This window comes from Sphingopyxis sp., from assembly GCF_050725615.1.
In the GTDB taxonomy this organism is placed as follows: Bacteria; Pseudomonadota; Alphaproteobacteria; order Sphingomonadales; family Sphingomonadaceae; genus Sphingopyxis.
Genome location: NZ_JBOHHU010000026.1, coordinates 23,168 through 46,847, shown reverse-complemented (window position 1 = coordinate 46,847; position 23,680 = coordinate 23,168). Strand labels below are relative to the sequence as shown.

The following is a 23,680-nucleotide window of genomic DNA, read 5'->3' as shown; positions in this document are numbered from 1 at the left end:
CAGGGCTGGGACAAGGAAATCCTCTCGATCGAGTTGCAGGGCCTGATCGACCTCGACTTCGACGTCGAGCTGACGGGGTTCAGCCTGGCCGAGGTTGATCTTGTCCTCGACGAGGCCGGGGACAGCAACCCGGATGGATCAGATGAACCCGAGGATCATGTTCCCGAGATGGCAGGACCGCCTGTGAGCTTGATGGGTGACCTCTGGCTGCTCGGTCGCCACCGCTTGCTGTGCGGCGATGCGCGTCGATCGGATCACCTGGCGCTGCTGATGCAGAATGAGCGCGCCGACATGGTGTTCACCGATCCGCCGTACAATGTGAAGATCGACGGCAATGTCTGCGGCCTGGGATCGGTCAAGCATCGCGACTTCGCGATGGCGACCGGCGAGATGAGTGAAGATCAGTTCGTGGGCTTTCTCACCGAGACACTGGGCAACATGAGCAGCGTGATGCGCGACGGCGCTATCGCATTCGTGTGCATGGACTGGCGCCATATGGGCGAACTGCTCACGGCGGGACGGTCGGCGTTCACCGAACTCAAGAACCTTGTCGTGTGGAACAAGACCAATGGCGGCATGGGTGCCTTCTATCGCTCGAAGCACGAGCTGATCTTCGTGTTCAAGCAGGGGAGCGCCGAGCACACGAACAGCTTCGGCCTTGGCGAGACCGGCCGCTATCGAACCAACATATGGGACTATGCCGGCATCAGCAGCATCAGTGCGAACCGCAGCGACGAGCTGGCGATGCACCCGACGGTCAAGCCGGTCGCCCTCATTGCCGACGCAATCCGCGACTGCTCGCGGCGCGGCGAGATCATCCTCGATGCTTTCGGCGGATCGGGGTCCACGCTGATTGCGGCCGAGAAGACCGGGCGCAGCGCTCGTCTCATCGAATATGACCCCATCTACTGCGACACCATCGTCCGTCGCTGGGAGCAGCTTACCGGGAAACGAGCAACGCTCGCGGAAGGCGGGGCCTGCTTTGAGGATGTTGCCGACGCGCGCCTGACCGCCGCGACGGAGGCCGCCGAATGAGCGGCGAGGACCGGGACAGCAAGACCCTGTCCACTGCCCTTGTCCCTGCCACCGTGGGTTATTGCCAGCCACCGGTCGAACACCGGTTCCAGAAGGGGCAGTCCGGCAATCCGAGAGGTCGGCCGAAGAAGTCCCGCCAGTCCAAGCCTTCTTTCAATCCGTCCCACCAGCCGACCGATGGCCTTGTGCTGGAGGAAGCGTATCGGCTGGTATCCATCCGCGAGGGCGATCGGATGATCGAATTGCCGGCGATCCAGGCATCGACGCGCGCGCTGGCGATATCGGCGATGAAAGGGAGCCGGCTCGCCCAGAAGCAGCTCGCCGACATGGTGCGCGCCATCGAAGCGAAGCGGCACGAAGGCCAGTTGCAGCTTCTCGACACCATGATCGAGTACAAGAGGCGGTGGACCGCCGAGCTGAAACGCCGGCGGCAGTTCAACATCGACGAGCCAGATCCTGTACCGCATCCCGACCACGTCATCCTCAACCTTCGCAAGGGGACCGTTGATATCGAAGGTCCTGCCGACGACCAGGAGAAGGAGTTCTGGGATCACCGGTTCGCGCGCATGGACGACGCGCAGGAAAGCGTTACCTATTTTGCAAGCAAATATCGTCGATGCCGCGACGACCGGCTCAAGGCGCAGTATCTGGAGGAGTGGCACTTCGAGCAGCGCATGTTCGATCTGCTCAACGACAGCTTGCCAGAACGCCACAAGCGCAGACTGACCGACCGCTCATACGCCGAAGGCGCATCCCGTCAGGGCAAGACGCTTGAGGAGTTCCGCAGGAACAAGGCCATGCGCAAGGATTTTGTCGGCGATTGACGCATCGGCTACAGACGAAACGTGGTCTACGGCAGTTCGTGGCCGATTGCCGTCGGTCTGCTTCTGGCACAATGCTCGCTAAAGCGGACAGGCAAAGAGGCGGAGACTCTTGAAGCGCCTGCTGGCTCGTCAATACGGGATAGGCCTTCCATCCCAGCCGAAGAACCCGCCGCTATCCATCGGCGATAGCTGGTCGATGACGGCCAGGATGTGCATCGCGCTTTTATCCGCACTAAAGAGCGATGATTCAGCTACTCGCGCCTGAAACGGCTCCGAGAGCGGCGTGTCGACAGTCCCGGGGTGCAGTGCCGCGACGATTGCTTCGGGATTGCTGCGGCCGAGCTCTATCGCGAAGCATCGCACCAGAGCATTGAGCGCCGCCTTGGAAGCGCGGTAGCTGTGCCATCCGCCAAGTCTGTTATCCGCAATCGAACCAACGCGAGCAGAGAGAAATATAGCGACCGCGCGTTGCCTCCGGGCGAGCAGAGGAAGAAAATGCTTCGCGACGAGAGCGGGCCCAATGCTGTTGATCGCAAAAACCTCTGCCATCACCGACGTGTCGAGCTGCCGAAGACTTTTTTCAGGGCGGATGCCCGTGCCGCGATGCAGGATCCCGGTCGCCACGATCAACAGGTCGAGAGCGCCATCTTGGGCAATCTGGCGACCTGCCTCGGCAAGCGTTTCGTCGTCCAATATGTCGATCGACAGTCTTGTCACTTTGGAATGGCGCGCCGAATGGGGCCGCCTGTTCCCGGCATAGATGCGGTCAAATTGACCAGACGCTGCCAGCTGATCGACAAGCGCGGCGCCGATGCCACCGCCGCTTCCGATCACCAAGGCGCGCTTGCCGTTCAAATGCCTCTCCTCACGGCCACAAAGCCGGTCCGGCTTCGGGAGGCTTTAATCCGCCGCGGCTCGATATCCCATATGCCTCAAAGGGAAGGTAGATCGGATGCCTAGAAGCCGGCCTCGACCGCGAGCCGGATTGCATCGGCCGTGGTCTCGACGCCGAGCGCACGAAGTAGAGCAGCGCGGTGCATCTTAATCGTCCGCTCCGACAGCGAAAGCGTGAAGGCAATCTGCTTGTTGAGCTGTCCGCTCGCCATCAGCTTCAGCACTTCGCGCTGCCGCGGCGAAAGCGCCTCGATCTGCGCGCGCGCTCGCGCGCTCCTTCCCCCAACGGCGTCTCCAGCCTCGTCGACTTCGATCTGCGAGCCGAGAAAATATTCGAGATTGCCGCCGGGGCCAAAGATTGGCGCCACCAGCACGGCATTGCGGAAGGGCGTCCCGTCTTTCCGGTAATTGAGGATCTCGACGAGCGCCGGCCTCTGCTCCCGGATGGCGGCCCGCAAGGTCTCGGTCAGTTCAGGTTCGGTATCCGGCCCGGAGAGAAAGCGGCAATTGCGCCCAAGGATTTCGTCCGGCCCATAGCCGGTGAGCGCCGAGAAGGCAGCGTTGCACTCGACGATCGGATTGTCAGGTAGGCGCGGGTCGCTGATCACCGCGGCGATCGGGCTGGCCGCGATCATTGTCTTCAATGACATAGTATCTGCCTGCTCTCCCCTGGGTGCCCCAAGGGACATGTTGCGACACTTCCCCTCGCTCATGCAAGCCTGCGTCGATGACAATTGCGACGAACCGGAAAAAATGGCGCATGGCGCCCTGCAGATTGACGGCACAGTCATGTTTACGGGCGGCCGTAGGACATCGTGCGAGCCCACTTGGCGACCGCGAGGCCATGGTCTGATGCGGGTTGCGATCATCGGAGCGGGTATTGCGGGGCTCGCCTGCGCCAGGCGGCTGCGCGATGCAGGGCTGGAGGCGACACTCTTTGACAAATCCCACGGCATCGGCGGCCGCCTCGCGACCCGCCGCGCCAATCCGGGCAATCCCGAGGTCGCATTCGATCATGGCGCAACGCATTTCACGGCACGCTCGGAAGGCTTTACCAGGCTCGTAGCAGCGTGGGAGAAGGCAGGCCTCGCCGCGCGTTGGCCAGCGGCCGGCGCGGACAGCTGGGTCGGCACGCCGACCATGACCACGCCGCTCAAAGCTCTCGCGGACGATCTCGATGTCCGCCTGTCGCGACCGGTCACAGCCCTGACCAAATCGCCCGCGGGCTGGACGCTCCACAGCGAGGCAAAACGGCTCGGCAAATATGATGCGGCGGTGATCGCCATCCCCGCCGAGCAGGCAGCGCCGCTTCTGTCGCTTCACGATTTCGAGATGGCGCGCGCGGCCATGGCGGTGCGCTACAATCCCTGCTGGACCGCGATGTTCGTCTTCGATGAGCGGATCGAGGAGCTTCCCGATTTCCTCCGCGGCGCCGGCTCGCTTGTGACCGCTGCGCGCGACAGCGCGAAGCCCGGCCGCGCGCCGGGCGAGCGGTGGGTCGTGCAAGCCGACTGGACTTGGTCGGAGGCACATCTCGCCTGCGACGGCGCGAGCGTGGCGCCAGCGCTTCTCGCCGAACTTGGCAAGATCGCCGGACGCGACTTGCCCACCCCAAGCCATATCGCGGCCCATCGCTGGCTATTCTCGCAGCCCTCGGGACAGGATCTGAAGCTGCTCTGGAACCCTGCCATTGGTCTCGGCGCCTGCGGCGACTGGCTCTATCACGGCTTTGCCGAATATGCGTGGCTGTCGGGCCATGTACTCGGCGCGGCGATTGCGGCAGAGGCGCCGCGATGATGCGCGCGATCGTAATCGGAGCCGGCATCGGCGGCCTCGCCCTCGCCATCCGGCTCCAGTCGGCGGGCCTCGATACGCTGCTCGTCGAAGCGCGCGACCGCCCGGGCGGCCGCGCCTATGTCTTCGAGAAGGATGGTTTCACCTTCGATGCCGGGCCGACGGTGATCACCGACCCGGCCTGCCTCGCCGAGCTCTGGGAGCTGAGCGGCCAGCGGCTCGAGCGCGATGTCGACCTCGTCCCGGTGTCGCCCTTTTATCGGCTGAGCTGGCCCGACGGATCGACCTTCGATTATGGCAATGACAAGGAGGCGCTCGCCCGTCAGATCGCCGCGCTCGATCCCGCCGATGTGGCGGGATATGAGCGATTTCTTCGCTATTCCGCGTCGGTTTACGAGGAAGGCTATGTGAAGCTCGGCGCCGTGCCCTTCCTCGATTTCCGCTCGATGCTGAAGGCGGCACCCGCTCTTTTGCGGCACCGTGCCTGGCGCTCGGTCTATAAAACCGTCGCGAGCTATGTTCGGAGCGAGAAGCTGCGCGAGGCTCTATCCTTCCACACCTTGCTTGTTGGCGGCAACCCGATGGCGACGAGCAGCATCTATGCGCTCATCCACAAACTCGAGCAGGATGGCGGCGTCTGGTATGCGCGCGGCGGCACCAATCGGCTCGTCGCCGGCATGGCCGCGCTGTTCGCGCGTCTCGGCGGTACGCTGAGGCTTGGCGATCCCGTCGCCCGCATCGAAACTAAGGGCGACCGGGTGACGGGCATCGTGACGCGGAGCGGGTTTACCGCACGCGCCGATCTTGTCGCCTCGAACGCCGATCTCATGCACAGCTACCGCGACCTGCTCGCGCATCCGCGCGGCAAGCGCGAGGCGAAGCGCCTTGCGCGCAAGAGCTGGTCGCCGAGCCTCTTCGTCCTCCATCTGGGGGTTCGCGGTACCTTCCCCGAAATACCCCATCATATGATATTGTTCGGTCCGCGCTACCGCGGGCTTCTCGACGACATCTATCGGAACGGCACCCTCGCCGAGGATTTCTCGCTTTACCTTCATCACCCGAGCGCAAGCGATCCGGGCGTGGCCCCCGCGGGCCACAGCAGCTTTTACGCGCTTGCGCCGGTTCCCCATCGCGGCCACGCCTCGCTCGACTGGGAGGTCGAAGGGCCCAAATTGGCGAAGCGTATCATCGCCGAGATCGAACGGCGCCTGATCCCGGACCTTGGCGAGCGGATCGTCACGCAAATCCAATATGAACCGCCGGACTTCGAACAGGATCTCGCCGCGCATCTCGGCAGCGCCTTCAGCCTCACGCCCACGCTGCTGCAGAGCGCCTATTTTCGGGGGCACAACCGCGACGCGCGCATCGAGAACCTCTATTTTACCGGCGCGGGCACGCATCCCGGCGCGGGTATTCCGGGGGTCGTTGCGAGCGCGAAGGCGACGGCGAGCCTCATTCTCGGCGACTTTGGGGTCGAGATCGCGGCCTCCCGCGACCCGGGTGCGCGCCACCGAATATTCTCCGGGCGCGATGACGCGGCAGGAGATGTCATGCCCGGCTGATCGCACCGAATTTCCGGTTCTGCCGGCGGCCAGTGCCTTGCGACCCACGTCTGGCCGCGGCGGGGGGGCGGTGATTGCTCATCGCCGGGCGGTGCGACGCCACTTCGCACCGCCCAACCTTCCCCTTGCTCGCGCTCGCGCTCGCAAAGCGGCCCTTCATTGCCTGGGCTTCCCAAAAGGTCATCTTTTGCAGAGATCGGAGCCTGCCAGATGACAGAGCTCACGATCGCCCGCACCACAGCCCGTCAAAAAGGGAACCGCCGCCATGCCGCCCGCCATTTTGTGGCTCCGTCAGGACCTCCGCACCACCGACCATCCGGCGCTCCTCGCGGCGATCGCCGAAGGTCCGGTCATTCCGCTCTACATATTGGACGACGACAGCCCCGGAACGCGCGCGATCGGCGGCGCGCAGCGCTGGTGGCTCCATCACAGCCTCGCCGCGCTCGATGCGAGCCTGAGCAAACGCGGCAGCCGGCTCATCCTGCGCCGCGGCCCTGTCGCCGAAATATTGGAACGCGTCGCGGCGGAGTCCGGAAGCACGGCGGTTCACGCCACGCGCTGCTACGAGCCCTGGTGGCGGCGCTGCGAAGGAGCGCTGAACGCGAGGCTTGAGCTGCGGCTGCACGACGGCAATTATCTCGCGCCGCCTGACAGCGTCACCAATGCGCAAGGTTCCCGCTACCGCGTCTTCACGCCTTGGTATCGCGCGCTCTTGGGGCGCATGCCGCCCGCCCTTCCCTATGCCGCGCCCGACCATATTCCGGCTCCCGACGTCTGGCCGACGTCGGACAATCTTGCCGATTGGGGTCTGACCCCGACCAGCCCCGACTGGGCTAAAGGATTTGGCGACTGGCGCCCGGGCGAGAAGGGCGCATGGCGCGCGCTGCGCGACTGGCTGCCGCTCGCCGGCGGCTATAAGACCCGCCGCGATTTTCCTTCGCTCCCCGCGACATCGCGGCTGTCGCCGCATCTTCATTTCGGCGAAATCAGCCCCCGGTCGATCTGGCATGCGCTCGGCGAGCGCGACGATGCGGGCGCCGAAACCTTTCGCTCGGAGCTTGGCTGGCGCGAACATTGCATCAATCTCGTCGACCAGATGCCCGATTATGGCGATCGGAACGGGCGCCCCACCTTCGATAATTTCGGCTGGCGGAGCGGCCCCGAGGCAGACCGGGACTTCGCCGCCTGGACCCGGGGACGGACCGGCTACCCTATAGTCGACGCGGGCATGCGCGAGCTCTGGAATACCGGCTGGATGCACAACCGCGTGCGGATGGTCACCGCCTCCTTCCTCGTCAAACATCTGCTGATCGACTGGCGCCGCGGCGAGCGCTGGTTCTGGGATACGTTGCTCGACGCCGATCTCGGGTCGAATGCAATGAACTGGCAATATGTTGCGGGCACCGGGGTCGACGCGCCGGTCTTCTCGCGCATCATGTCGCCGCTGCTCCAGAGCGAGCGGTTCGCGATGGGAGATTATGTCCGCACTTATGTTCCGGAGCTTGCGCATCTGTCGGACGCCGAGATCACCGCCGCCCATGGTCAGGACGCGCAGGTGCCCACCTATCCGGAACCGCTTATCGGGCATGATGCGGCGCGGGCGCGGGCCCTCGCTGCCTGGGAAGCCCTGCGCGGCTAGCGAGTGAGGGCCACGGCGCTAGTTGAAAGGGGCACTTGCCACGCCGTGGCTGTCATAGACGGGCCCTTCGCGCGACACCGCGAATTTGCGGCTCGAGGAGGCGCGGACACCAAATGCGCCGATATGCCCCAGCATTCCCCTGTACTGCGGCCCGGCCAGATGCGCTGCGAGCGCAGCTTCGCCGTCCCATTCCTCGAACACGTGGATGCGCGTCGTCACATGCGGATCGAGGGTCCAGGCGTAAGCGAGACAGCCCGGCTGGGCGAGCGCGCCTTCGATCCAGCCGCGCGCACCCGCCAGCGCCTCTCCGCGCGTCTCGGGATCGATATCGATGACCGCCTGGATCAGGATCTTCATGCCTGCACCTCACTTCTCGAAAGCTGAGGCAACGGCCGAAACCGCCGCTCTGTAAACAGCCACCGGCCATCGATTCGGCGGCAGACGTCGTCATAGATGCCAAGGGTCCGGTGAAGGGTGCCGTCGCGCAGGAAGACTTCCTCGGTGTAGGACCGCATGGCCGCGGTCTCGCCATGGACCTCGATCGAACCCGGCCAGGCGCGAAAGACGATGTCGGGAAAAGCGCGCATCGCCGCGCGCCAGGTGTCGACGATCTTCGCCTTGCCCTCGAATATCCCGAAACCCGGAAGCGACCATCGGCCGCCTTCGTCCCAAGTCGCGGCCCAGGCCTCGCTGTCGGCCCGGTTGACCGCATCGGCATAGGCGTCGAGCAGGTCGCGAAGCGCCAGCCGGTCTTCGAACGACCCCTCAAACGGCATGGAAGCCCCCTTTTCGCCCGGCTGCGTCGATGGTCCAGCCTGCCGCCGGTTTGCCTGCAGCCGATGGGAGGGAGAACTGCCGTTATCGCTAGCGGCGATGGGCCGCGGAGGGCGGGCCGGATAACCCGCCCCAAAGGACAGGTCGCCCCGGCGGGGCGGCGCGCCTAATTTCATGCCCGTCCTATCCCCCCGGGACGAACATTCGAAAAGGAATGACCAATGGCTATTTCCCGTATCTCTCTTTCGCTCGCCGCAGCAGCGCTCGCGCTCGCCGGCGGCATTGCAGCCGCCAAGAACCCGATGGTCGGCGGCGCCGCGATGTATGAGACCAAGACCATCGTCGAAAATGCCGCCAATTCGAAAGATCACACGACGCTGGTCGCGGCGGTCAAGGCCGCTGGCCTCGCCGAGACCCTTTCGGGAGCCGGCCCGTTCACGGTCTTTGCGCCTACCAACGCTGCCTTTGCCAAGCTTCCCGCCGGCACCGTCGATACGCTGCTCAAGCCCGAGAACAAGGCGATGCTGACGGGCATATTGACCTATCATGTCGTGCCGGGCCGCCTGACCGCGACCGATATTGCCGCGCAGGCCAAGGCCAATGGCGGCAAGGCGGTGCTCACCACGGTGCAGGGCGCCATGCTCACCGTCTGGGAGAAGGATGGCAGCTGGTATGTGAGCGACGCCAAGGGCGGCACGGCGAAGATCGGCCCTGCCGACGTTCTTCAGTCGAACGGCGTGATCCACGTCATCGACGGCGTGCTGCTTCCCGCCTAATGACCTGTCGGGGCTGCGCGACGCTTGTTAGCGCAGCGCGGCCCCGACAATCAAAAGCCCTCAAAGCCAGCCCGAAAGCTCGCTCCTTATCAGGGCGGCGAGCATATCCATCCCGACATCGCTATCGTTGAGACAGGGCACATAAGCGAAATGGCGTCCGCCGGCGGCAAGGAACTGCTCGCGTCCGCGGATGGCGATTTCCTCGAGGGTTTCGAGGCAATCCGCGGCGAATCCCGGCGCGATCACGGCCACCGACCGGCCTTCGCGCCCTAGCGTTTCGAGCATCATGTCGGTTGCCGGTGTCAGCCATTTGGCCTGGCCGAAGCGCGACTGAAAGCTCGGAATAACATTCTTCCCCAGAACTTCGCCCAACCGACGCGCGGTCTTGAGGCACATGCAGTGATAGGGATCGCCGAGACGAAGGGTGCGCTCGGGCATGCCGTGGAAGCTCGCGACGATCGTATCGGGCACAAAGTCGAGGCCGCCGATCGCACGTCCGAGCGACGACGCCAGCGCCTCGACATGGCGATCGTCATCATAATAGGGCGGAAGGACACGCAGCGCCGGCTGCCAGCGCAGGCGCGCCATATGCGCCTGGACGGCATCGCCAACGCTCGCGGTCGTTGCGGCGCAATATTGGGGATAAAGAGGCGCAACGAGAATGCGGCGACATCCTGCCGCAAGAAGCGCGTCGATGCCGTCCGCGATCGAGCTGCTGCCATAGCGCATCGCATGCGCAACCACCGCACCACGTCCGAGCGAAGCCTCAAGCGCCCTTGCCTGGCGGCGGGTGATCGCGGCGAGCGGCGAGCCTTCTGAAGTCCAGATTTCGCGGTAGGCATGCGCGGATTTCCGCGGCCGAACCGCAAGGACGATCCCGCGCAGGATCGGTTGCCAGATCAGCGAAGGCAGTTCGACAACGCGCCGGTCGGAAAGAAATTCCGCGAGATAGCGCCGAACCGCACGGCTCGTCGGCGCGTCGGGCGTCCCGAGATTTACGAGAAGCACGCCGATGCGGTCGACCGGCACGGCGGGGTGACCCGTCGGCAATCGGGCGGGATCCGCTTCTTCGTAACGTTCCCCGATTCTGGCCGTTACCAGAGGCCCTTCGACAGTCATTGCAATCTCCGCGGACAAGACGCCTCGCGGCGACCATGCCGCGCGATGTGGATCGCATGTCTCCGACTTGCCCCGCGCCGCCAAGCTGCACCAAGGGGCAGACGGGATGCCATTTCCCGCCTCCCGGCAGGCCCCCGGGATCCCGGCACCGCCCTGGCTGCCGCGACACGTCAGCCGACGTTCCGAGCGGCACCCTCGCTCTTGAAACGGCAAAACGGCTTTCCTAACTCATTCCCGGACGCGGGATTTTCCGCGTCCTAGGACAGAGAGAGCGCCGGCTCTAAGTCCCGGCGCATCTCATGCCCGAATTGCTTCAATCAGGAGGATTTGGAAATGAGAACCGATTTTGACTTCACCCCCTACCGCCGCTCGACGGTGGGCTTCGATCATCTCTTCGACCTGCTCGAGAAGGGGCAGCGCGGCGAGACGTCGGACGGCTTTCCTGCTTTCGACATCGTGCGCGACGCCGACGACCGTTTCCGCGTCACGCTGGCGGTGCCCGGTTTCAAGGCCGACGAGATCGAGATCGTCGCGCAGCAGAACCAGCTCAGCGTCACGGGCAAGCCGGCCGAGGAGCATGCGACACGCGCCTATCTCCACCGCGGCATCGCCCGCCGCGCGTTCGAGCGTCGCTTCCAGCTTGCCGACTATATCGAGGTCGGGCGCGCGAGCTTCGCCGACGGGCTGCTCACGATCGAACTGAGCCGCGTCGTCCCAGAGGCGATGAAGCCGCGCAAGATCGAGATCGGCAGCAGTGCCGGCAAGCCGCAGCGGATCGAAGCGCCGATGGATAAGGCGCTCGAAAGCGCCTGAGTTCGACAAGGGAGGCACGCCAACGGCGTGTCTCCCTCTCTTGCTGAAGCGCGATCGCCTCAGACCTGCTCCGGCGCGCCGCGTGTCCCTGGAACCGCCAGGCTAATCAAGCGAGTGAATGATGTCCGCCGCGCGCCACTCGGCGGGCCCGATCAGGGCGTCGTGCGCGATGCGGACCGAGTGGAGCGCGGCTTCGATCTGGCGCCTCCACATGGCAAGAAAATCGAACAGCACCGGGAAGTCCGGCGGCAGATCATAGTCCTGCCAGACGAAGAGCTGGAGCAGCGAGGGATGATCGGGCCGGTAATAATGGATCTCGGCGGTTGTCAGCCCATAGCCGTCCAGCTGCGCGATCAGCGCCCGGTCGGTCATGGCGCGCGCGCCTCGCCGCCGTCGAGCGACCGGAGCGCGGCGAGCACATCGTCGACCGGCACGGCGCGGCGCGCGCCGGGCGGCTTTCGGAGCGCGGGCTTGTTGCGGACCGCCGAGTGGTCCGATGCCCAGGATGCCAGAAGTGCGCGCTTGACCTCCGGCTCGAGGCTCGGGTGACGCGCCACGTCGAAGGGGTGAAGAAAACGGGAAAATGGCTCGGACATGATCGTGCCTCCTTCGTTATAGCCTTTCCTTTCCTGTCGTGCGGCAGGCTGCCGCGACCAGAGATTTTGGAAAGGAAGCGAGTCGAGTCAAGAGGTGTCAGCCCCTTGATAAAGGGCATTTGTTTTGCGCTGGCGCGAATGCGAAAAAATTTTCGTCGACCCTCTTGAAGCAAAAAATTCCGCTTCCTAGCTCATCGGCGCCGCGCGTCCCGGACAGGCGCGCCGGCTTGTCATATCGCTATGCAACATGGAGGTTATGCATGCATTTCCGTCCCTTGCACGACCGTGTGGTCGTCCGCCGCATCGAAGCCGAGGAGAAGACCTCGGGCGGCATCATCATCCCCGACACCGCCAAGGATAAGCCGCAGGAAGGCGAAGTCGTCGCCGTCGGTCCGGGCGCCCGCGCCGAGGACGGCACGGTCACCGCACTCGACGTGAAGGCCGGCGACCGGATCCTGTTCGGCAAATGGTCGGGCACCGAGGTCAAGATCGACGGCGAGGAACTGCTCATCATGAAGGAGAGCGACATCCTCGGCGTCATCGAGCAGGCCGCGGCGCTCAAGCAGGCGGCGTAACGCCCATTCATCACCCACTGAAAGGACAGCAAGAAGGAGGTCAAAATGGCTGCCAAGGAAGTGAAATTTGCGTCGGACGCGCGTGATCGCATGCTGCGCGGCGTGGATACGCTTGCGAATGCAGTGAAGGTCACGCTCGGCCCCAAGGGCCGCAACGTCGTGATCGACAAGAGCTTCGGCGCGCCGCGCATCACCAAGGACGGCGTCACCGTCGCCAAGGAGATCGAGCTTGCCGACAAGTTCGAAAATATGGGCGCGCAGATGCTGCGCGAGGTTGCGAGCAAGCAGAACGACAAGGCCGGCGACGGCACGACCACTGCGACCGTGCTCGCGCAGGCGATCGTCCGCGAAGGCTCGAAGGCGGTCGCCGCGGGCATGAACCCGATGGACGTCAAGCGCGGCATCGATCTCGCGGTGAATACCGTCGTCGAGGACCTCAAGGCGCATGCCAAAACGGTCGAGGCGAACAGCGAGATCGCGCAGGTCGCGACGATCTCAGCCAATGGCGACGAAGAGGTCGGCAAGATCCTCGCGGAAGCGATGGAGAAGGTCGGCAATGAGGGCGTGATCACGGTCGAGGAAGCGAAGAGCCTCGCGACCGAACTCGAGACGGTCGAGGGCATGCAGTTCGATCGCGGCTATCTCTCGCCCTACTTCATTACCAATGCCGAGAAGCTGAAGGTCGAACTCGACGATCCGTACATCCTCATTCACGAGAAGAAGCTGTCGAACCTGCAGGCGATGCTGCCGCTCCTCGAGAGCGTCATCCAGTCGGGCCGGCCGCTGCTGATCATCGCCGAGGATGTCGAGGGCGACGCGCTTGCGACGCTCGTCGTCAATCGCCTGCGCGGCGGGCTCAAGGTCGCCGCCGTCAAGGCGCCGGGCTTTGGCGATCGCCGCAAGGCTATGCTCGAGGATATCGCGGTGCTCACCAGCGGCAATGTCGTCAGCGAGGAACTCGGCATCAAGCTCGAGAGCGTCACGATCAACATGCTCGGCCGCGCGAAGAAGGTCGTCATCGACAAGGATAATACGACGATCGTCGATGGCGTCGGCGCGAAGTCGGATATCGACGGCCGTATCGCGCAGATCCGCCAGCAGATCGAGACGACGACCAGCGACTATGACCGCGAGAAGCTGCAGGAGCGGCTTGCCAAGCTCGCGGGCGGCGTCGCGGTGATCCGTGTCGGCGGCGCGACCGAGGTCGAGGTCAAGGAGAAGAAGGATCGCGTCGACGACGCACTCCACGCAACCCGCGCGGCCGTGGAAGAAGGCATTCTTCCCGGCGGCGGTATCGCACTGCTCCGCTCGCTGAAGGCGCTCGAAGGCCTCAAGGCCGCGAACGACGACCAACAGTCGGGCATCGACATCGTCCGCCGCGCGCTCCGCGCGCCGGCGCGCCAGATCGCCGACAATGCCGGCGAGGATGGTGCCTGGATCGTCGGCAAGCTGCTCGAGAGCGACGACTATAGCTGGGGTTTCAACGCCGCGACCGGCGAGTATCAGGACCTCGTCAAGGCGGGCGTGATCGACCCCGCGAAGGTCGTACGCACCGCGCTGCAGGATGCCGCGTCGGTCGCCTCGCTGCTGATCACCACCGAGGCGCTCGTCGCCGAGCTGCCGAAGGAAGAGAAGGCCGCACCGATGCCGGCGATGGACTTCTGACAGACCGGGGGCGGCGGGCCACCGCCGCCCCCGCATTTCCATACCGCCCTATTCACCCAACCACCGCGCACCGCGCCACGCCTCGTCAAGCGAGCGAAGGGCATTTCTGCGTTCGGGGGTTCACCCCAGGTCCGTGCACGAAACGGGCTTCCAACCGGCGATCTGCCCCAAGGGACATGTTGCGACGCCATGCTGCGCTCGGGCATGCGCCGATCCGGCGGTCCACCTCCCTCTCCTCCCCTCCCGGACCGCCAACACTTCGCCGTCAGGAGGCCAGGACCATGCTTCACGTGCCCCCTTCCAGCCCCACCGTTGACGGCGCGATACCCCCCGAGGTTCTCGCGTCGGTGGAGACGCTGCTGCGCTGGGTCGGCGAGGATCCTCATCGCGAAGGCCTGCTCGACACACCGAAGCGCGTCGCGCGTGCCTGGAAGGATTATTGCCAGGGGTATGACGAGGATCCGGCGGTGCATCTCTCGCGCACCTTCGAAGAGGTCGGCGGCTATGACGAGATCGTCTTGCTGCGCGACATCCCTTTCCAGTCGCATTGCGAGCATCATATGGCGCCGATCACCGGAAAGGCGTCGATCGCCTACCTCCCCCGCGACCGCGTCGTCGGCATCTCCAAGCTCGCGCGCGTGCTGAACGGCTATGCGCGCCGGCTGCAGGTGCAGGAGCGGCTGACCGCCGAGGTCGCCCGATGCATCTGGGACAATCTCCGTCCGCACGGCGTCGCCGTGGTGATCGACGCCCAGCATGGCTGCATGACCGGGCGCGGCGTGCGCACGCCCGGCGTCGGCATGATCACGAGCCGGCTCCTCGGCTGCTTCCTCGACGACCAGCGGAGCCGCAAGGAAGTGCTCGCACTGATGGGCTATTGATGCGCCGGTCGAGAATCCGGAACGGTCTCGCGAGCGTTACCCGCCCCCATGAGGCGCTCGCCAGAATTCTGTGCGGCGCCGCCTCGCGCGGGTCTCCTGCCGGGATTGCACCGACATGACGCGGTCTCCACAACCATCCGACGATCTTGGTCATATTCCGAACAGCTTGCGTGGGCAGCCGGACGAAGCGGGTCATTTCGGGAAATTCGGGGGCCGCTTCGTCCCCGAAACGCTCATGCCCCTCATCCTCGATCTGGAGCGCGAATATCGAGCCGCAAAGCGCGACCCGGCCTTCCAGGCCGAGTTCGACGACCTGCTCGAACATTATGTCGGCCGTCCCAGTCCGCTATACTTCGCGCCGCGCTTGACGTCCGCGCTCGGCGGCGCTCAGATCTGGTTCAAGCGCGACGAACTCAATCACACCGGCGCCCACAAGATCAACAATTGCGTCGGCCAGATCCTGCTGGCGATCCGGATGGGCAAGACCCGCATCATCGCGGAAACGGGCGCGGGCCAGCACGGGGTGGCTACTGCAACCGTCTGCGCGCGCTTTGGCCTGCCCTGCGTCGTCTATATGGGCGCCGCCGATATCGCGCGCCAGGCGCCCAATGTCTTCCGCATGAAGCTGCTGGGCGCCGAGGTCGTGCCCGTCACGGCCGGCGCCGCGACCCTCAAGGACGCGATGAACGAGGCGCTGCGCGACTGGGTCGCCCATGTCGAGGACACCTTCTACATCATCGGCACCGCAGCCGGTCCCCACCCCTATCCGGAGCTTGTGCGCGATTTCCAGAGCGTGATCGGAAGGGAAGCGCGGGCCCAGATGCTGGCCCGTGCCGGCCGCCTACCCGATCTCCTGGTCGCCGCGATCGGCGGCGGATCGAATGCGATCGGTCTCTTTCACCCGTTCCTCGACGACCCGATGGTCAAGATGCTCGGCGTCGAGGCGGCTGGCCATGGCCTCGACAAAGCACACGCCGCGTCACTGGCCGGCGGGCGTCCCGGCATTCTTCACGGCAACAAGACCTATCTGCTGCAGGATGACGACGGGCAGATCGTCGAAGGGCATTCGATCAGCGCTGGCCTCGATTATCCCGGCATCGGCCCCGAGCATGCATGGCTCAAGGACATCGGACGGGTAGACTATGCCTCCGCGACCGACGCCGAAGCGCTCGAGGCGTTCCAGCTGCTTTGCAGAACAGAGGGTATCATCCCGGCGCTCGAGCCCAGTCACGCCGTCGCCGCCGTTGCCAGGATCGCGCCGACGATGCCGAAAGATAGTATCATCATCGTCAACATGTGCGGACGAGGGGACAAGGACATATTCTCCGTGGCCCAGCATCTCGGCGTGGAACTTTGAGCGCGACGAAAGTTAGGGGCACGGGACGTGTGATCGAAGACACTGGCGCTACAGATTTCGGATCTATGAGGGACGGATGATGATAAGGGTGTTTCTTGTAGAAGACGATCCGCTGGTGGCGATGATGCTTGAGGGGTATCTCGACGTGCTTGGACACGAGATCGTGGTAACCGCAGCGACCGTCGCGGAGGCGCTGGATCTCGTCGCGAAGCGAGATTTCGACCTCGCAATATTGGATGTTCACCTTGCCGATGGTAAAACGAGCGAGGCGGTCGCTGCCGCGTTGAGCGATGCCGGGAAGGCTTTCATAGCGACGAGCGGAGATGCGACGATCATGGCGGCTGAATTTGATGGCCGGCCAGTTCTTCGCAAACCTTTCAGGATTGCCGAGCTCGAACGGGCAATCGCCGCTATAACGGGGTAGCCCGCGGTCACAGGCCGGAGCCTGCTCGACGGTCGTTATTCGGGCGCGACTTGGTGACGGGCCATGTGCGGCATGAAATCCATCTTGCCTATGGCAACACCTGCGTTGCGCAGCGGCGCGTAAGCCATCGTCACATGAAAGTAGAAATTTGGCATGATCCAGTCGCGGACTCAAAGCCGCGATTGCAGCCGCAGCATTCGCGTGGCAGATTGTCGTCGATGGGGTCGTTTCGTACTTTTTTGATCATCCTTTGGCTGGCGCTGGCCGCCTACACCGCTGTAGTCATTTCCCGCCACGGCCTTGGATTGTTACCGATCTTTTTCGGAGACGTGGCGAAGCTGGGATGGCCCGGGCAGTTCAACCTCGATTTTCTCTGCTTTCTCATCCTCTCTGCGCTTTGGACGGCTTGGCGGAATGGATTCAGTGCGATCGCCCTGCTCCTCGCGCTCATCGCCTTTTTCGGAGGCGCGGGTTTCCTGCTTCCCTACCTCGTCTTTCTCACAGTTCGTGAACGAGGAAACATGTCCCGGGTGCTGATCGGCGCGCGAACCCGAAGAGATGAGCCTTACAGCGGACGATGAGCGCGACGGCATTTCGCCGTCATCGAACGAACTGCGCTTCTCGCGGCGCCGCTTGGCCGATACCAGACGGTCCGCACTGACGCAATAAATGAAGCAAGCGGACATTTCGCTCTGATCAGTAGGCGATCATCGCGGTGATGATGGCGACGAGCGCGGCCAAGAAGCGAGACGCCGCAGAGCGCGCGAGGCTATCTATTCAAAAAGGCTTTCGCGCTCGTCTTCGCGATCCTTCCAATAGGCAATTTGTTCGTCGAGCCGCACCAGGGCCTCGCTCGCCCATTCACGAACGCGCTTGTCGCGATGTGCCAGCAGTGCCGTGATCATCGGACGGCGCCGCTCGAAGCGCATCCAGAAGGCACCTGTACTCACGCCACTGTAGAAACGCCGTTCGACATTACCGAGCAATTTGGCTGGGTCGGGCGCGAGATCGATAAGACGGAGTGCAATGTCGCTCCACGTGAGCTCCCTGACCCCCTCTTTGTCCTCAGGCGTCTTCTGTGCATATCCGACGTGTTCGGCAAGCAGCGGCGCGCGATCATCGGGCGATTCCGAAGCCCATGCCAAGGCGACGTCGGCATCGAGCGGAGATTCCTCGATCCGGCCGTCAACGTCGTTCGAGATCGAGCCCCCCAAGAATAACGCGAGGAGCGAACCGTACCTCCGCCGACGTCGCTTCTTGGGCAGCAGCCCACCAAATTCGTCGAGAATTACACGCAAAAAACGCCCGGTCAGGACGCCGACAAACTCCTGCCAGTCGCTGTCGCTCCAATAGCGGGACTCCGTGTCCGCTTCCTTCATCGCGCGGCAAATTTCGGTCGCGCCAGCTTCACCATAGAGGTCGAGCACATGTCGCAGGAGGCCTGCGGCTTCATGGCCCGTTCGCGCATTCTCGGTCCCGTAGAAGCGCGGGTCGGTGAGCAGCGTCTTTGCGACGGCGATCAGCTCGGGCGCGATCGCCACCTTGTCCTGCCGGTCGCCATAAAGGCGCATTGACAATATCTCGCGTGCGGGCGCCAGACCGTCCTCGGCGGCGATCATTCGGACAAGAAGTCCCGCGAGCGCCGCGGCGGGGATCGACTTGGTTCTCCCTCCGAACATCAAGGCCCCGAGCTGGCCGGGCGTCACCCGCCCCGCGCCGAGCGCGATGGAGAAACGGTCGACGTCCGCGACACCCAGGTCTCGGCCGCCGTGGAAAAAGACGAGAAACTTCGAGAACTCCTCGTCGGCGGCGATTTCGTCGAGGCGAGCATCGCCCCAGCCGGTGTCAGCGCGATCATATTGCTGCAGGATGCCGATCAGGACCCCGACATCACGGTCGCCCGGATCGGCGGCGAGATAGAGGTCGCGGGCTTTCGTCCAGAGCGCGTCGCGTTCGGCCGACGCCCGCGCAAGGCCTTCGCCGAAATGAAGTGTGCTATTCTGTCCCTGCGCGGCAATCGTCCGGGCAATAAATGGCTCTGGATCAATGCCCGCGCGGACCAGCCCCACGCCGACCGCCTTGGCCAGAAGTGCAACATTGCGGGTGTAACGCTTTTCGGAGCTGCGGCGGGCAATCCAATGGCGCCAAGGCTCGCCGAGGACAAAGGCCTCAAAACTCTCGGCGAGGGTCTTCGGGCGCAGATCCTGTTCAAGGAGCGTGAGGTCGGCGCGCCAAGCGGGCGCGGGGTCGCCGTCGGAGAATTGAAGCGTTTCGACCGCAGCGCGCCAACCGGCGTCCCAATAGCCGGACGGTTTCGCCGTGCGGGCCTCGGGCAGAATCAGGCGGGCGAGACCGCGATCGCAATGCTCGCGCATGTGCTGCGCAATGATCGACCGGGCGCGTTCAGCGAGCGCGCCGCCGCCTGCGATCAGCCCCTGCAAGCGTGAAAAAGCCCCTTCGAACCATGCCGCCTCGTCAACAGGCAGCCTCGGGCGCCATTCGCTCGATCGCGTCTGCACACCCCATTCAGGATCGAAGGAGCTGTGCGCCTGAATTTCGAGCATATGATCGAGCGCCTCAACACCGAGCGAGCGGACCTCCGCCTGGCCCGATTCAAGAAGTTCGTCGAGCATCTTGAGCCGGTCCGCAGCGTCGGCCAGCGTCATCGAAAGGACGGGCCGGAAACGTTCGAGAAACAGCGTCTGCACCTCGTCGCCGTCCGCCCTTCCGGCCTCGGCCAGCGCGAAAGGGAGCATCGCGCGCATCGCACGGGCGAAGAGCGCCGGGTCATGGGCAATATGGGCGAGAAGCGTCGCAGTTTCGCTCGCCGCTTCTTTGTTCTCGAGCAACGCGACATTGGTGTTCGCGCGCTCGACAACGGCAAGCGCCGCCTCGGGATTGGCAGGGGCGGCATAAGCGAAGGCACGCGCCTCGATCTCGTCCATCGCGGCCAAGTCGCCGAGCGGAGCGCCCTTGGCCATCATCGCCGCGACGATCGCGACCGCCTTGGGTTCAGCGTGGAGTTGGCCGAGCCGCCGCGCGAATGAGCCAAGCAATCTGACCGGACCCGCTACAAAGCGCGACAACAGGGCAGCCGTATCCGCGCGCTTCAAATAGGATGCGGCGAGCCGGTTTGCGAGCGGCGGCGGCAAGACGGCGCGTTGCGGGCCGCGCTGCTGCACGACGCCCCAGTCGAGAAGCACCGACATATGTTCGTAGAAACGCTCGGCCGGGATGCCCGCCTGTTCGGCAAGAAGACCATGCTCGGCGGCATGCTGCTCGCTGGCGGCGATGTAAAAGGCGTAGACGAGCGAACCGACCTCGGCAGCGCGCCGCGTGTCGCTATCCTCCAGTCCGCGCCCCTTCTGAAACAACCGGTCGAGGAGCTGCTCATCGTTAAGCTTCGCCGCGTCGCCGCCGCCGGCAAAACTCCGCGCGAGGCCCACTGCGATGCGCGCGTTGCCGCCCGAGAAGTCGGCGAGATGAGCGCGATCGATCGCATTGAGCTGCGGCGCGCGTTGCTTCAAAATCTCGCTCAAAAGAATTTCGCTGTTGGCCTCGAGTTTGACCACAAGCGTGTCCTCGGGCTGATCGTCGCCGACGTCATAATCGATGGTCAGGAGCCGCACGCGGCTGCCTTCGCTGCGAACGACGGCGGAAAGCTGGCGGTGTGCGGCTCCGGTGCAATTGTCGACCACGAGGACGGCCTCGACCCCCGACAGCACGAGATGTTCGGCCATCGCGGCGGGACCGGTCGCGAGCTCGAGCCCGGCGTCGGCATAGATGGCGAGCGACGGGTTGAGCGCCGTTCCGGCAGGAAGGCGCTGATCGAACAGCGCCTCGGCGAGACGGGTCTTGCCCATCCCCGACATTCCCACGAGGCGGACGGCACTCCCGGGGAGCGAGAGCGTTGCCCGCATCGTCATCATCGCATCGCGCACCTCCTGCCGGTTGCCGTTCACCAATGCGCGGCTGTTGTCGTCAATCAGATAGCCGTGCCCGTCGGCGTCGGCCGACGACCAGGAGCCGAGCGGCTTCCATCCGAGCAGCGGGCGCCCCGCCCGCGCGAGCAGCCATAGCGCGACGCCAACATGCTGGTTCGTCCAGCGCGCGAGCCGGTCGGCGCCGAGGAAATCGAGGTGAATATTCTCGGCGCCGCGCAAGCCGGACAGGGCTGCCTCCATCGCCGCGACGCGCGCTTCCAGCGCTTTGGTGCCCGGATCGTCGGTCGATATGATAAGATAGGCCCCCTTCTCCGCCGCTAGTTCGGCGAAGATCGGGCGCGCGGCCCCTTTGGGGCGCATTTCCTTGTCGATGTCGGCCGCGCGCATGGTGGTGGCCTTGCATTGCATGTAGATTGTGCGCGCGGGAAGCGAGCCGCCCGGTGCGGGATGGCCCTTCCAGCGAATGAGCGCATCGATCCCGCCGTCGCGCGCGGTCTGGTTGCCGCCGAGGCCAATCGCCTCGGTTCCGATCCCGCGCGCCCGAGCTTCGGCTTCAAGGAGCTTTCCAAGGAGCGAGCGCAGATCTTCGTCGCCAAGCCGCGCGACCATTTCCTTGGCCACCGAAAAGGGCCCGATGCTCACGCCCTCGCGCTGGGCGCTGATCCCGAGCTGCGCCGCGACAAACTCGGCCGACAGCACAAAACCTTCGAAGCGCCCATAGAGCGGTGCAAGAAGCTCGGCGATCAGCGCCGCGAGATCGGTTTCGATACGCTCGACGGTATTCTCCGCCGCGAGCTCGATTACATCGCTACGTGCGACGCCGCCGGCGTCGACCTGGAGCAGCGGATCGACCCAAGCGACGAGGGTGCGGCCCGCGAGGCCTGCAAAGCGAAAACGGATTGAGAGTCTGGCCTTCTCATCGCCGCCCGCAGTCCGGGCGACGGCCGCCGCGGCCCTCAGGAACGCCGCGGCGCGCAGGATCGGCAAGCTCACATCGAAGAGCTTGCCATGGTGGAGGCTTGGCGGTGCATCTTCGGAATAGGCCCGCAGGAGATAGGCCTGCCCACTCGCTTTCAGTTCGAACCTGCGGAGCGGCTCGGCGCCTGCCGCCTCGAAGAGCAGCGCGTTTTGCCTGCTCTCGAACGACACTTCTCCTGCGGCGTCGGTGAGCAGATCGTAGTCGGCTGCGACGCCCTTGAGGAGCGGGACTGCAATCGCAGCGCGCGCCTCACTCTCGAGCGCGAAGGCAAATTCGGTATAACCGAAGGAGGGGAGCGGACTCCGCGCTTCGGCAGCGGCGCGGGATGAAGCGACAAGGGCGTCGACGCCGGCAGGATCGGCGGGCGCGTCGTAGAGACCGAGCGCGGTGAGGATCGCCACGACGCCATCGAACCGCAGCTTGGTCGATCCCTTCTCGAAGGCATTGACCGTGGGGACGCTGACCCCGGCGAGCGCGGCGAGCGCGCGCTGCGACAGCCCTTCGGCCTTGCGGCGCCGGATCGCTTCGTCGACAAGCGAAGGCCAATTGAGCGCGGTCGTGCTCATCGCTTTGCTCCTTCCGTGCCGAACAAGCGCGCCGCCTGGGCCAGCACGATATCGCGGTACCGCTGGCGAAAGTCGCCGCGCGCCACGAGTTGCGGCAATTCGAGCGTGCGCGACCGCGAGAGCCGACGGGCGAGCTCGTCGAACGCCGCCCGCGCCGCCGATGCGGGCAATCCGATCGTCACGGCGAACTCTTCGAGCAACGCCCGGTCGATGCTGTCCAGCGGGCGCTTGCGCCCGCCAATCTCGAGCGCGGTGTCGGCGTCGAACTGGCCTGTATAGACGCTGCTGTTGACGAGGTCGTAAGCGGGGCTGAGGCGGAGGCCGTCCGCGCTTTCGAGGAGCGAAAAATTCTTGAGATGCGCGTCGGCATTGCCGATCAGGATATTGAAGAGGACGAGGCGAAAATAGCGATCGAGATCGATGCGCGGACGCGCCGAATGGGCGACCAGCGCAGCGCCGACCTCCTCGTAGCTCCCTTTATATTTGCCGTCATTGTTCGGGCCGCGCGGCCGGTTGAGGATTTGCGCGAAGTCCTCGAGCCGCAGACGCTCGGCGCCGACGCGATCGAAGCGCTCAACAAGGAGCGCCTGGCCCTCGATTCCTTCGAGCGCACCGATCCTCGCTGCCGCGATCGCGCCCGCACCCAGCAGTTCGCGGGCGAGGCGCAGCGAGAGATCCTCGTTCCATACGAGGGTGGGGATGTCGTCGCGATTATATTTGGCGATATGCGTCGGCACATCGTCGGCGCCCGCGACCGGGCGATAGGCTGCGCCGTCGCGCCAAGCGAGGAGCTTCTTGTGAACCCCCGAAAGCGTTCGTCCGCTACGAATGGCCGTCTCGGCAACCGGATCGTCGGTGGGCCTCAGGGGTTCGGCGACCTGGCTCTTGTCGACGGGTTCGACGCCCACGGCGCCGATGCAGTCCGAGCCATAGTTCAGGAGAAAGGCGAAATCGTCGCTTTCGAGGCTGCGTCCGGCGCGCGCCTGAACACCGCGCAGCCAGCCTTCGGCGAGGAGATGCTGGAAGAAGGGGTGGAGACCGCCCTGCCAATAATGATCGCGCGGTTCGATCGGAAGCGAGCAGGCGATCGGCAGCCGGCACGATTCGTCATAGGCAAAGCGCGTCCCCTCGGGGGATTCGGTCAAAAGCCCGACGCGGCGACGCTTGTAAGTGACTATGGCGCTACGATCTGCGATGATAATCCTCGTTCAATCTTCGCCGAGATATTCGGCTTTCAGGAACGCCTATATAAAGGAAGATTGAACAAATTTCCAGTGCGGTGCCACGATTGCCGCACAATCGAGAAATTATTGTCGATCGCGCCTGGTCGGAAGACGGCACCCGCCGATCTCGCGGGCGGCGGGCGGTTTAAACCCGGTTGACTGCGGACGCGCCCTTGAGCGAATGTAGCATCAGGCTGTCCCGCCCGACTTGCCACAGAGTTAAAGCGGACGAAACTCCAT

The 23,680-nt window shown here is 64.6% G+C and carries 23 protein-coding genes; 13 read left to right on the top strand and 10 right to left on the bottom strand.

Annotation, left to right across the window (positions count from 1 at the left end):
- Both ACREB7_RS08240 and ACREB7_RS08235 read left to right on the top strand, forming a co-directional pair.
- A partial coding sequence (locus ACREB7_RS08240) for a DNA-methyltransferase (RefSeq protein ID WP_431591788.1) occupies positions 1-1,035 on the top strand: 1,035 nt, incomplete at its 5' end.
- On the top strand, positions 1,032-1,859 hold the full coding sequence (locus ACREB7_RS08235; protein WP_431591787.1) for a DUF5681 domain-containing protein: 828 nt from the start codon (positions 1,032-1,034) through the stop codon (positions 1,857-1,859). The genes ACREB7_RS08240 and ACREB7_RS08235, both read left to right, overlap by 4 nt.
- Before the next feature lie 129 nt (positions 1,860-1,988).
- On the opposite strand, the gene ACREB7_RS08230 is transcribed toward ACREB7_RS08235, so the two are convergent.
- Positions 1,989-2,714, bottom strand: coding sequence for an SDR family NAD(P)-dependent oxidoreductase (locus ACREB7_RS08230; protein ID WP_431591786.1), 726 nt, complete (start codon positions 2,712-2,714; stop codon positions 1,989-1,991).
- A 101-nt stretch (positions 2,715-2,815) separates the two neighbouring features.
- On the bottom strand, positions 2,816-3,403 hold the full coding sequence (locus ACREB7_RS08225; RefSeq protein ID WP_431591785.1) for a PAS domain-containing protein: 588 nt from the start codon (positions 3,401-3,403) through the stop codon (positions 2,816-2,818).
- A gap of 103 nt (positions 3,404-3,506) precedes the next feature.
- Between ACREB7_RS08225 and ACREB7_RS08220 the strand changes: the two genes are divergently transcribed.
- From ACREB7_RS08220 to ACREB7_RS08210, 3 genes are all read left to right on the top strand, one after another.
- Positions 3,507-4,550, top strand: a complete 1,044-nt coding sequence (locus ACREB7_RS08220) for an NAD(P)/FAD-dependent oxidoreductase (RefSeq protein WP_431591784.1) — start codon at positions 3,507-3,509, stop codon at positions 4,548-4,550.
- Entirely contained in the window at positions 4,547-6,109 is a 1,563-nt protein-coding gene (locus ACREB7_RS08215) for a phytoene desaturase (protein WP_431591783.1), read from the top strand. The genes ACREB7_RS08220 and ACREB7_RS08215 overlap by 4 nt, the downstream gene beginning before the upstream one ends.
- A gap of 265 nt (positions 6,110-6,374) precedes the next feature.
- A complete protein-coding gene (locus tag ACREB7_RS08210; RefSeq protein WP_431591782.1) occupies positions 6,375-7,748 on the top strand; it encodes a cryptochrome/photolyase family protein in 1,374 nt (457 codons plus the stop codon).
- Positions 7,749-7,766: 18 nt separating this feature from the next.
- Here the strand turns inward: ACREB7_RS08210 and ACREB7_RS08205 are convergent, their stop codons facing one another.
- The gene (locus tag ACREB7_RS08205; protein ID WP_431591781.1) at positions 7,767-8,105 is read right to left on the bottom strand and encodes a putative quinol monooxygenase; all 339 of its coding nucleotides are present in this window, start codon (positions 8,103-8,105) and stop codon (positions 7,767-7,769) included.
- Positions 8,102-8,524: a nuclear transport factor 2 family protein gene (locus tag ACREB7_RS08200; RefSeq protein WP_431591780.1), complete on the bottom strand. Its 423-nt coding sequence runs from the start codon at positions 8,522-8,524 to the stop codon at positions 8,102-8,104. Before ACREB7_RS08200 ends, ACREB7_RS08205 begins: the two co-directional genes overlap by 4 nt.
- Before the next feature lie 219 nt (positions 8,525-8,743).
- On the opposite strand from ACREB7_RS08200, the gene ACREB7_RS08195 reads away from it, so the two are divergent.
- Positions 8,744-9,298 (top strand): fasciclin domain-containing protein, encoded by a 555-nt coding sequence (locus tag ACREB7_RS08195; RefSeq protein ID WP_242777674.1) that lies wholly within the window; start codon positions 8,744-8,746, stop codon positions 9,296-9,298.
- A gap of 60 nt (positions 9,299-9,358) precedes the next feature.
- On the opposite strand, the gene hemH is transcribed toward ACREB7_RS08195, so the two are convergent.
- Entirely contained in the window at positions 9,359-10,348 is a 990-nt protein-coding gene (gene hemH / locus ACREB7_RS08190) for a ferrochelatase (RefSeq protein WP_431591779.1), read from the bottom strand.
- Between the two features lie 402 nt (positions 10,349-10,750).
- Between hemH and ACREB7_RS08185 the strand changes: the two genes are divergently transcribed.
- Entirely contained in the window at positions 10,751-11,230 is a 480-nt protein-coding gene (locus ACREB7_RS08185) for an Hsp20 family protein (protein ID WP_431591778.1), read from the top strand.
- Positions 11,231-11,332: 102 nt separating this feature from the next.
- On the opposite strand, the gene ACREB7_RS08180 is transcribed toward ACREB7_RS08185, so the two are convergent.
- Together ACREB7_RS08180 and ACREB7_RS08175 are read right to left on the bottom strand one after the other, a co-directional pair.
- Positions 11,333-11,602, bottom strand: coding sequence for an usg protein (locus tag ACREB7_RS08180; RefSeq protein WP_242777670.1), 270 nt, complete (start codon positions 11,600-11,602; stop codon positions 11,333-11,335).
- Positions 11,599-11,826: a hypothetical protein gene (locus tag ACREB7_RS08175; protein ID WP_058538762.1), complete on the bottom strand. Its 228-nt coding sequence runs from the start codon at positions 11,824-11,826 to the stop codon at positions 11,599-11,601. The genes ACREB7_RS08180 and ACREB7_RS08175 overlap by 4 nt, the downstream gene beginning before the upstream one ends.
- A 260-nt stretch (positions 11,827-12,086) precedes the next feature.
- Between ACREB7_RS08175 and groES the strand changes: the two genes are divergently transcribed.
- The 5 genes from groES (at position 12,087) to ACREB7_RS08150 (ending at position 16,728) form a co-directional block, all read left to right on the top strand.
- Positions 12,087-12,401 carry a co-chaperone GroES gene (gene groES / locus ACREB7_RS08170; RefSeq protein WP_329626545.1) on the top strand — a complete coding sequence of 105 codons (315 nt, stop codon included), beginning with the start codon at positions 12,087-12,089 and terminating at the stop codon, positions 12,399-12,401.
- A 45-nt stretch (positions 12,402-12,446) separates the two neighbouring features.
- Positions 12,447-14,066 carry a chaperonin GroEL gene (groL, locus tag ACREB7_RS08165; RefSeq protein WP_329626544.1) on the top strand — a complete coding sequence of 540 codons (1,620 nt, stop codon included), beginning with the start codon at positions 12,447-12,449 and terminating at the stop codon, positions 14,064-14,066.
- 281 nt (positions 14,067-14,347) lie between these two features.
- Positions 14,348-14,947, top strand: a complete 600-nt coding sequence (gene folE / locus ACREB7_RS08160) for a GTP cyclohydrolase I FolE (protein ID WP_136172900.1) — start codon at positions 14,348-14,350, stop codon at positions 14,945-14,947.
- Between the two features lie 115 nt (positions 14,948-15,062).
- Positions 15,063-16,304 carry a tryptophan synthase subunit beta gene (gene trpB / locus ACREB7_RS08155; protein WP_431591792.1) on the top strand — a complete coding sequence of 414 codons (1,242 nt, stop codon included), beginning with the start codon at positions 15,063-15,065 and terminating at the stop codon, positions 16,302-16,304.
- A gap of 76 nt (positions 16,305-16,380) precedes the next feature.
- Positions 16,381-16,728 carry a response regulator gene (locus ACREB7_RS08150; protein WP_136172898.1) on the top strand — a complete coding sequence of 116 codons (348 nt, stop codon included), beginning with the start codon at positions 16,381-16,383 and terminating at the stop codon, positions 16,726-16,728.
- A gap of 35 nt (positions 16,729-16,763) precedes the next feature.
- Here the strand turns inward: ACREB7_RS08150 and ACREB7_RS08145 are convergent, their stop codons facing one another.
- Positions 16,764-16,856 carry a hypothetical protein gene (locus ACREB7_RS08145; RefSeq protein WP_329626543.1) on the bottom strand — a complete coding sequence of 31 codons (93 nt, stop codon included), beginning with the start codon at positions 16,854-16,856 and terminating at the stop codon, positions 16,764-16,766.
- A gap of 6 nt (positions 16,857-16,862) precedes the next feature.
- Between ACREB7_RS08145 and ACREB7_RS08140 the strand changes: the two genes are divergently transcribed.
- Positions 16,863-17,309 carry a hypothetical protein gene (locus tag ACREB7_RS08140; protein WP_431591777.1) on the top strand — a complete coding sequence of 149 codons (447 nt, stop codon included), beginning with the start codon at positions 16,863-16,865 and terminating at the stop codon, positions 17,307-17,309.
- 192 nt (positions 17,310-17,501) lie between these two features.
- Here the strand turns inward: ACREB7_RS08140 and ACREB7_RS08135 are convergent, their stop codons facing one another.
- Both ACREB7_RS08135 and ACREB7_RS08130 read right to left on the bottom strand, forming a co-directional pair.
- A complete protein-coding gene (locus tag ACREB7_RS08135) occupies positions 17,502-22,217 on the bottom strand; it encodes a helix-turn-helix domain-containing protein (RefSeq protein WP_431591776.1) in 4,716 nt (1,571 codons plus the stop codon).
- Entirely contained in the window at positions 22,214-23,395 is a 1,182-nt protein-coding gene (locus tag ACREB7_RS08130) for a type II toxin-antitoxin system HipA family toxin (RefSeq protein WP_431591791.1), read from the bottom strand. Before ACREB7_RS08130 ends, ACREB7_RS08135 begins: the two co-directional genes overlap by 4 nt.
- Between the last annotated feature and the right edge of the window lie 285 nt (positions 23,396-23,680).

Coding starts and splice junctions, on each gene's coding strand:
- ACREB7_RS08235 (WP_431591787.1), top strand. CDS start 1,032: ATGAGCGGCGAGGACCGGGACAGCAAGACCCTGTCCACTGCCCTTGTC.
- ACREB7_RS08225 (WP_431591785.1), bottom strand. CDS start 3,403: ATGTCATTGAAGACAATGATCGCGGCCAGCCCGATCGCCGCGGTGATC.
- ACREB7_RS08220 (WP_431591784.1), top strand. CDS start 3,507: ATGGCGCATGGCGCCCTGCAGATTGACGGCACAGTCATGTTTACGGGC.
- ACREB7_RS08215 (WP_431591783.1), top strand. CDS start 4,547: ATGATGCGCGCGATCGTAATCGGAGCCGGCATCGGCGGCCTCGCCCTC.
- ACREB7_RS08210 (WP_431591782.1), top strand. CDS start 6,375: ATGCCGCCCGCCATTTTGTGGCTCCGTCAGGACCTCCGCACCACCGAC.
- ACREB7_RS08205 (WP_431591781.1), bottom strand. CDS start 8,105: ATGAAGATCCTGATCCAGGCGGTCATCGATATCGATCCCGAGACGCGC.
- ACREB7_RS08200 (WP_431591780.1), bottom strand. CDS start 8,524: ATGCCGTTTGAGGGGTCGTTCGAAGACCGGCTGGCGCTTCGCGACCTG.
- ACREB7_RS08195 (WP_242777674.1), top strand. CDS start 8,744: ATGGCTATTTCCCGTATCTCTCTTTCGCTCGCCGCAGCAGCGCTCGCG.
- ACREB7_RS08185 (WP_431591778.1), top strand. CDS start 10,751: ATGAGAACCGATTTTGACTTCACCCCCTACCGCCGCTCGACGGTGGGC.
- ACREB7_RS08180 (WP_242777670.1), bottom strand. CDS start 11,602: ATGACCGACCGGGCGCTGATCGCGCAGCTGGACGGCTATGGGCTGACA.
- ACREB7_RS08175 (WP_058538762.1), bottom strand. CDS start 11,826: ATGTCCGAGCCATTTTCCCGTTTTCTTCACCCCTTCGACGTGGCGCGT.
- groES (WP_329626545.1), top strand. CDS start 12,087: ATGCATTTCCGTCCCTTGCACGACCGTGTGGTCGTCCGCCGCATCGAA.
- groL (WP_329626544.1), top strand. CDS start 12,447: ATGGCTGCCAAGGAAGTGAAATTTGCGTCGGACGCGCGTGATCGCATG.
- folE (WP_136172900.1), top strand. CDS start 14,348: ATGCTTCACGTGCCCCCTTCCAGCCCCACCGTTGACGGCGCGATACCC.
- trpB (WP_431591792.1), top strand. CDS start 15,063: ATGACGCGGTCTCCACAACCATCCGACGATCTTGGTCATATTCCGAAC.
- ACREB7_RS08150 (WP_136172898.1), top strand. CDS start 16,381: ATGATGATAAGGGTGTTTCTTGTAGAAGACGATCCGCTGGTGGCGATG.
- ACREB7_RS08145 (WP_329626543.1), bottom strand. CDS start 16,856: ATGGCTTACGCGCCGCTGCGCAACGCAGGTGTTGCCATAGGCAAGATG.
- ACREB7_RS08140 (WP_431591777.1), top strand. CDS start 16,863: ATGAAAGTAGAAATTTGGCATGATCCAGTCGCGGACTCAAAGCCGCGA.
- ACREB7_RS08135 (WP_431591776.1), bottom strand. CDS start 22,217: ATGAGCACGACCGCGCTCAATTGGCCTTCGCTTGTCGACGAAGCGATC.